Below are 5,898 nucleotides of genomic sequence, written 5' to 3' on the forward strand. Positions count from 1 at the left end.
AAAATTCGAAATTACTATCTGGATAGTATATATACGGAAATAACTCTTGGTTAGTATGATATTCTTTATATGTAGCATCAATGAATTTTTTATCTTCCTTTTTTAACTCTTCTAATATATGAGAATATACGCCTGCATCTAAAAAAATAATTCCGCTAGTCCTATACTTCTCTTGCATACTGTAATGTCCAATGTATTTTTCTTTCTTGATTTTGTTTTGAGAACTGAGGTAAACTAAATATTTTTCATACTTAGTCGTTTTTTCTAGTAACTCTTCTTTAATTTTTTTAAATTCTGGTTCGTCATAATCTTCAGAAGTTAAATAGTAATTTATTTTACTAATATATTCTTGTAATGTATTATATACATTACCATAATATAGCGGTGAAATTTCTTGATTCCATTTATAGCGTTCAAGTTCATCTACTATAACATCTACATTACCCGCATTATACTTGACTATCGCCCCTACCGGCTGACTTGTAGATACTGCTGTTACTGCTAGCGATAGAATCGCTGCTGATTTTAAAAATTGTTTTTTCATTTCCATCTCTCTTTTCTTTTTCATGATAATTTTTACATCAAAAACTTATCACGAGATAATATATTAACACAAGATTAGTAACATGACAAATTAATTAAACTACGAACTTTTGTTTTTGTTTTCATGTTTCAAGGACAACAATGTTCGGTTATAATAACTAATGCTGTTTTTTAAGATGGAATTTTTACTTTTTTTAGAAACTTTGTATTTTTATTAAATACATTTAAATCAAATAAAAATATCATTTTTTTATTTTTTTTACATTTTATACTTATATAATATTTTTATAAAGGCTCTATTTATTTGACAATCAAATGATTTGAGCGTGAAATTATTTTTTTGAAAAATTTTTCGATAGGAAAATTCAATTAACTTGGTCATCATTTTATTCACAATATACACCATATTTTCAAGAAATATGCAGTATTTCCTATACTTAACCAGTTTATTATAAGATTTTATAAATGTTCTATAAATTATCATGAGCAAAAAAAGCGTAAACGAAAGTTTACGCTTTTTATTATTTGCTAGCAATAAAATCCTTTAAGGCCTGGACTTTATCAACTCGCTCCCATGGCAAATCGATATCAGTACGTCCCATATGCCCATAGGCTGCTGTTTGTCGATAAATAGGTCGTTTGAGGTCCAACATATTAATAATGCCTGCTGGTCGCAAATCAAATATTTGGCGTACAGCTGCCTCTAGGTCTGCTTCTGCTATAACACCTGTTCCAAATGTATCTACACGCACAGAGACAGGCTGAGCAATACCAATTGCATAAGCAAGTTGTACTTCTACTTTTTTAGCTAAATCAGCTGCAACAATATTTTTTGCAATATAACGAGCTGCATAAGATGCTGAACGATCTACTTTAGTAGCATCTTTACCTGAAAATGCACCACCACCATGACGAGAATAACCACCATAAGTATCTACAATAATCTTACGACCTGTTAGTCCTGAATCTCCTTGAGGGCCTCCAATAACAAAGCGCCCTGTAGGATTGATAAAGAATTTTGTTTGGTCATCTAAATAATGGCTTGGAATAACTTCATTGATAACTTTCTCAATCACATCCTTATGGAGTTGGTCATTAGTTACATTAGGATCATGCTGTGTCGAAATAACTACTGCATCCACACGAATTGGTTGATTATTTTCATCATATTCAACCGTTACTTGAGATTTTGCATCTGGTCGAAGATAAGTAAGTTCCCCAGACTTACGTAGATCTGTCAATTTCTTAACTAACTGATGAGCTAAAGAAATTGGCAATGGCATTAACTCAGGTGTTTCATCAACAGCAAACCCAAACATCAAACCTTGGTCACCTGCACCAATTAAATCTAAAGGATCTTGTTCAAGAGAACCACGTACCTCAAGAGCTTCATTGACTCCCTGTGCAATGTCTGGCGACTGTTCAACGAGTGACGGATGCACTCCGACAGATTCAGCTGAGAAGCCATATTCAGCTTTATCATAGCCAATTTCAGCGATTGTGTTACGGACAACTCGGTTAATATCAACATAGGCTGTCGTTGATATCTCGCCAAATACATGAACCGACCCTGTATAAACAGCTGTTTCGGCTGCTACGTGGGCATCTGGATCTTGCTCTAAAATTGCATCTAAAATCGCATCGGAAATTTGGTCAGCAATCTTATCGGGATGTCCCTCAGATACTGACTCAGACGTGAAAAGTTTACGTTCTGACATAAAAATGTCCCCCCTAAAATGTAAAATGTGTCGAGTTACAAAGAACTAGCCTCTAGGCTACCTTTTCGGGACTCATATAGCTATTGTACCACTATTTCATCTTTTGTGAAATAAGTTACCAATAAATAAAAAATTATCTCTATTTTCTTTAGTCTTTTTTCTCGATTTATACTATACTAGATTTATGAAAACCTACGAAAAAATTTATCAAATACTATCAAAAAATAACAACTTTATTAGCGGAGAAACTATGGCAAATCAACTTAATATTTCCCGCACAGCTATTTGGAAAGGTATAAAAACGTTAGAAGAATTAGGCCTAGAGATTGAGTCTGTCACTAACAAGGGCTACCGATTGGTATCAGGTGACATATTATTACCAGAACAACTCGAACAAGAAATTGGTATTAAGGTTAGTCTTAATAATAATAGTGCTTCAACCCAACTAGATGCTAAAATGGGGATAGAAAGTAAATTAAAGACTCCACACCTTTTTTTAGCTCCTAATCAAAAAAAAGCTAAAGGACGTTTTGATAGACCTTTCTTTACATCAAATCAAGGCGGCATCTATATGTCTCTTTTATTACAACCTAATGTACCGATTGAAGATATAAAACCTTATACTGTCATGGTAGCCTCTAGTGCTGTAAAAGCTATCTCACGGTTAACAGGAATTACTCCTGAAATTAAGTGGGTCAATGATATTTATTTAGATAATAAAAAAATAGCTGGTATTTTAACCGAGGCTATCGCTTCTGTTGAGAGTGGGTTGGTAACGAATGTTATTATAGGATTAGGTATCAATTTCTATATCAAAGAGTTCCCTAGGGCGTTAACTAAGCGCGCAGGTAGTCTCTTTACAGAGCAACCGACCATAACTAGAAATCAATTGATTACAGAAATCTGGAATCTCTTTTTCAATATTCCACTAGAGGATCACTTAAAGGTATATAGAGAAAAATCCCTAGTCTTAGATAGAACCGTTAGCTTTATGGATGGTCAAACAATGTATTCTGGGAAAGCTATTGATATTACAGATAAAGGATATTTAGTGGTTGAGTTAGATGATGGTCAGTTGAAAACACTTCGCAGTGGCGAAATCAGTCTTTCTTCTTGGTAGATTTGATAAGCTCTTTTGTGAATTTTGAAATCGCATACACCTTTTGAAGATCTCGAAGTAATAAAACTCCCCAAAAAATAGCAAAAATCCAGGAGCCATCCATAACGGATTGATTAAAAAAATAAGTTTCAAAAGAGCATAAAAGCGCCATAAAAATAAATTGTCGTTTTGTCATATCACCATTATAACAGAATCTACTAAATAATTAAAAAACTTATCAAAAAAATAGTTGCCTGTAACAGGCAACTATTTTTAGTTACGTTTTAATCTTCAACGATTGCTATTCGTTCTGCTAGATAAGAAAAGTCTTCTGGAATTTGATGATTAACTTCAGGTTCTGTTTCCGTCTTTTGAGCTTTCATTTTCTTTGCAAAATCGCTCCGAATTTGATTAAAATCATTTCTAGGTACAGCTAAAATATTAGGTGAAAAACCTGCTGCTTTACTCATAATATTACCAAATATATCATTGAGATCGGTACGTTTCATAGCTTGTTCAGCATTAAAGGCCGCATCAAATGCCAAAATAGCATTCTCGCTATTAGCTAAGACAGGTTCAGATCCCATTAATAAGGCTCTATCTTGAGCCGTAATATTATCTAATATCTCGTTCCAAGCGCTCTTTAAAGCTTCTAAGTATTCACGTGAACGTTGGCTATCTACAACCGTTTCTTCCATAATGGTCAAAATCTTTGTACGGTCAACTTTAAATGTGAATGTCTTATTATTAACCTTTACTTTTTGAGTTGATGAACTTTGATCTGCTCGAGAGAGTTGGCTCATTTCGTTTTTTAACGATTTTAACTCCCGACGAAGACTATCTAATTCTGCTGTCACATCTGCAGGTAAGTTTGACGAATTTTTTTCTACCATTTCAGACAATTGAATGGTCATCATCTCTGCATAAACTTTAGGATGGCTACCATTTTTTATCTCAGGAAGAACAGATGTCACTTTATCAATCATTTCAAATAAAATATCTTGTTTAACATCAAGATTGGCCATAAAAGTATCACTTGAATGACTATTTTCACCACCTGCTTGAACAACAAGTAAATCTCTTAAGTACATCAATAAATCTGTTGCAAAACGACTCATACTTTTGCCACTATCAAAGATTACTTCAAGTTTAGCGAGTGCTTCAGTTGTATCGTGAGCCAATATATTCGATACATAATCATCTATAGCAGATAAGGAAATGCTCCCTGTAATTTCTTCTGCTACATCTAAAGAAATGTGGTTATCTTTCGCTAAACTCAAGGCTTGATCGAGAATTGATAAAGCATCACGCATACCACCTTCGGCTCGTCTAGCGACTAGTGTCAGAGCATCCAAATCATATGAAATAGCTTCTTTATCTAAAATCTGTGCTAAATGATCTCGAATAGCTAATAATTTAATCGCTTTAAATTCAAAGCGCTGGACACGAGATAAGATTGTTGCAGGGATTTTATGGAGTTCTGTTGTTGCTAATATAAAAACAACATTTTCTGTTGGCTCTTCAAGTGTTTTCAATAGTGCATTGAAGGCACCTGTAGACAACATATGAACCTCATCAATAATATAAACTTTATAGGTTGCCCTACTTGGAGCATAAGTTGATTTGTCCCTGATATCACGAATTTCATCGACACCATTATTTGACGCAGCATCAATTTCAATGACATCCTCTAAACTACCATTTGTAATATCTCGACAAATATCACAATGATTACAAGGTTCGCCATTAACTTGATTTGGGCAATTCATCGCTTTTGCAAATATTTTAGCAGCACTTGTTTTTCCAGTTCCCCTAGGTCCTGAAAAAAGGTAAGCATGGCTAATTTTTTTGCTGGACACAGCTTGCTTTAAAGTAGTTGAAATAACACTTTGTCCAACCATTTCATCAAATGTTTGGCTACGATATTTCCGATAAAGGGCCTGATACATTACTTTTCAACTCCAAACATATCCAAATTCCAAATCGTATGTTCTACTAGAATACCTACAAATTTTTCTAAGTATTCTTGATCAATCTCATCATAATCTGCTACTAAAGAAGAATCTAAATCTAGAACTCCTAGAAGTTTGCCATTTTTAAACATGGGTACTACGATTTCGCTCATAGCTTTTGAATCACAGGAGATATAGTTAGCATGCTTTGTAACATCATCAACAATCAGCGTCTTAGCAGTTTGTGCAGATTCACCACAAACACCTTTTCCTAAAGTAATATGCACACATGATACACCACCCTGGAAAGGGCCAAGAATTAACTCTTCTCCATCAAATAAATAAAAGCCTGTAAATACAGAATTTGGAAGCATAGCATTTAGCATAGCTGAAGCATTTGATAAGTTGGCAAGAGCATTTGTTTCATCTGAGAATAGAGCTTGCGCTTGTAGTAATAATAATTGATAATTTTCGATTTTCTTAGACTTGTTCATAGCACTTATTATAGCATAATTTGAAAGTTACTAAAACTAAATAACCATCCTATATAAAACAAAAAAATAAACACAAACCATTGTGTTTATTT

Annotated in this window: 6 protein-coding genes and 1 pseudogene; 1 reads left to right on the top strand and 6 read right to left on the bottom strand. The window is 33.7% G+C overall.

Translation table 11 applies throughout. The features are described from left to right. The 3 genes and pseudogenes from HMPREF9171_RS1000000113960 to metK form a co-directional block, all read right to left on the bottom strand. A pseudogene (locus HMPREF9171_RS1000000113960) lies at positions 1-544 on the bottom strand (hypothetical protein); the annotation flags it as partial. Between the two features lie 258 nt (positions 545-802). Next, the gene (locus HMPREF9171_RS01000000112970; protein ID WP_000880718.1) at positions 803-1,078 is read right to left on the bottom strand and encodes a hypothetical protein; all 276 of its coding nucleotides are present in this window, start codon (positions 1,076-1,078) and stop codon (positions 803-805) included. Further along, positions 1,065-2,261: a methionine adenosyltransferase gene (metK, locus tag HMPREF9171_RS106950; RefSeq protein WP_000003961.1), complete on the bottom strand. Its 1,197-nt coding sequence runs from the start codon at positions 2,259-2,261 to the stop codon at positions 1,065-1,067. Before metK ends, HMPREF9171_RS01000000112970 begins: the two co-directional genes overlap by 14 nt. Before the next feature lie 184 nt (positions 2,262-2,445). Between metK and birA the strand changes: the two genes are divergently transcribed. After that, positions 2,446-3,381 carry a bifunctional biotin--[acetyl-CoA-carboxylase] ligase/biotin operon repressor BirA gene (birA, locus tag HMPREF9171_RS106945; RefSeq protein ID WP_001872319.1) on the top strand — a complete coding sequence of 312 codons (936 nt, stop codon included), beginning with the start codon at positions 2,446-2,448 and terminating at the stop codon, positions 3,379-3,381. On the opposite strand, the gene HMPREF9171_RS106940 is transcribed toward birA, so the two are convergent. The 3 genes from HMPREF9171_RS106940 to msrC form a co-directional block, all read right to left on the bottom strand. Next, on the bottom strand, positions 3,362-3,556 hold the full coding sequence (locus HMPREF9171_RS106940) for a DUF3272 domain-containing protein (RefSeq protein WP_000166926.1): 195 nt from the start codon (positions 3,554-3,556) through the stop codon (positions 3,362-3,364). The genes birA and HMPREF9171_RS106940 overlap by 20 nt on opposite strands. Positions 3,557-3,644: 88 nt before the next feature. Then, positions 3,645-5,309, bottom strand: coding sequence for a DNA polymerase III subunit gamma/tau (gene dnaX, locus HMPREF9171_RS106935; protein WP_000283823.1), 1,665 nt, complete (start codon positions 5,307-5,309; stop codon positions 3,645-3,647). Next, positions 5,309-5,806 carry a free L-methionine (R)-S-oxide reductase MsrC gene (gene msrC / locus HMPREF9171_RS106930; protein ID WP_001043210.1) on the bottom strand — a complete coding sequence of 166 codons (498 nt, stop codon included), beginning with the start codon at positions 5,804-5,806 and terminating at the stop codon, positions 5,309-5,311. Before msrC ends, dnaX begins: the two co-directional genes overlap by 1 nt. Positions 5,807-5,898 lie beyond the last annotated feature (92 nt).

This window comes from Streptococcus agalactiae ATCC 13813, assembly GCF_000186445.1.
Lineage (GTDB): Bacteria > Bacillota > Bacilli > Lactobacillales > Streptococcaceae > Streptococcus > Streptococcus agalactiae.

What these genes read in the sequence shown, in the direction of transcription:
- msrC (WP_001043210.1), bottom strand. Translation starts at nt 5,806, where the DNA reads ATGAACAAGTCTAAGAAAATCGAAAATTATCAATTATTATTACTACAA.
- HMPREF9171_RS106940 (WP_000166926.1), bottom strand. Translation starts at nt 3,556, where the DNA reads ATGACAAAACGACAATTTATTTTTATGGCGCTTTTATGCTCTTTTGAA.
- birA (WP_001872319.1), top strand. Translation starts at nt 2,446, where the DNA reads ATGAAAACCTACGAAAAAATTTATCAAATACTATCAAAAAATAACAAC.
- metK (WP_000003961.1), bottom strand. Translation starts at nt 2,261, where the DNA reads ATGTCAGAACGTAAACTTTTCACGTCTGAGTCAGTATCTGAGGGACAT.
- dnaX (WP_000283823.1), bottom strand. Translation starts at nt 5,309, where the DNA reads ATGTATCAGGCCCTTTATCGGAAATATCGTAGCCAAACATTTGATGAA.